1 protein-coding gene is annotated in these 1,561 nt (G+C 39.1%); it reads right to left on the reverse strand.

The genetic code is table 11. From position 1 onward, the window contains the following. Positions 1 to 1,561 (reverse strand): hypothetical protein (locus ACFFIT_RS00220; RefSeq protein ID WP_385875307.1); only part of this gene is annotated, 1,561 nt, incomplete at both ends.

Raw genomic sequence — 1,561 nt, forward strand, 5'->3', positions numbered from 1 at the left:
ATTTGTAGAAACTAATGTTTCACCACCTAATTTATTCCCTGCCGCATCGAATGTTTGTGAGTAAATTTCAGCTCTATTACCTGCTGTAAACTTAGTCCAAACTATAACATATCCACCATGCTCTAAGGCAGCGATATCATAATGCCCTTGAATTCTGTTATATCCAACACCATTAACACCATCAGTAGAGGTATTGACTCGCTTATCAACAGGATCTAATGCAACCGGTTTATTATTTGCATCTAGCTTATAACGTCTAGAATACATATTAAACTGATCCATTTGTCCTCCACTATTATTAGCGTTCGTTGACTCATGGTTAGAAGCCCAAGTTACAACAAAGCCACCTTCTTTAAGTGCTACAACTGCCGGATCTACTTGGTAGAACTTATCGTTAGAGGTTAACTTGATCTCTGCAGCTACCGGTTGGCCTGATGCAAAATCATAAACCCTTAAGAAAATATCTGCATCTTTTGCTGTATCTAAATTAGACTCACGAGAAGTCATATAAGTCATAGCAAAGAGACCATTACCAAGGTTTGTTGTTGAAATTCCTCCTATACATGCATAAGTTTGGAAAGAGCCTGATAGTCCATCCATTGATGGAGAACCATTGCCCGAAACATTAGGTAGAGATTGGGTAAATCCAGACCCTCTGTTATTATCAAATGTTTGCTGTATAGGTACGCTATCAATTGCTGTTCCATCGGCTTTAAAACGTTGCATAAACACATTGTATGTATGTACTGTTCCTGATGAGAACACTAACGCATAATCTCCATTATCCATTTGTACATAGTTTGCATCTAATTCCCATTCTCTAACATTTGGTGCTGGAACATCACTAATTTTTGATCCATCTTTATTAAACTTAGCGATATTCGGAATTAATCCATTATTAGTCTGATAGTAGACAACAAAAGATTCATCCGTATTAAAATGCACATCATAGGCAGAAATATAGTGTAATGCATCCGAATTCGAGTGACCCGCATTGGTATCTTTATCTGCAACTGTGACTCTATTTCCTAGTGGATTACCTTTTTGATCATAACGTTGAGCGAATAGATCAAATGCATTTGAACTACCCATATTAGATGCCCAGAATACCCAATAGCTACCATCGTCCAGACCAAAGATTTTAGATACCGTTTGCTCTCTAGCATCGCTCACAGAAACTGATGTCTCAGGTTTAAAGATAGTAAATGATTCGGTACTACCTACTTGTTCACCTTTACCATCTGCTGTCTTCGTTGATGATGTGATTGTATACGTTCCTCTATCTAAAGACAGTCCTTTTGAAGTCCATGCCTCTTCTGGGATCCTCCAGCTACTGTTCGCTTTATCAACCACAACACCGCCACCTGAGTTACTGGTGAAGGTGGTAATTACAGCGCCTCTAGAGTCTTTAATCGTAACCGTTATCACATCACCAGGTCCGACATTACCACGACCAATGAAGATAGGCGTATCATCTGCTAGGTAATCAAAGTCTGGTGATTTAGTGATAGTCGCTGCACGATAGATGGTCAATTCCTCTTTCGAACTGTCCTCTTTAACC

The organism is Thorsellia kenyensis, assembly GCF_042432445.1.
Taxonomy (GTDB): domain Bacteria; phylum Pseudomonadota; class Gammaproteobacteria; order Enterobacterales; family Thorselliaceae; genus Thorsellia; species Thorsellia kenyensis.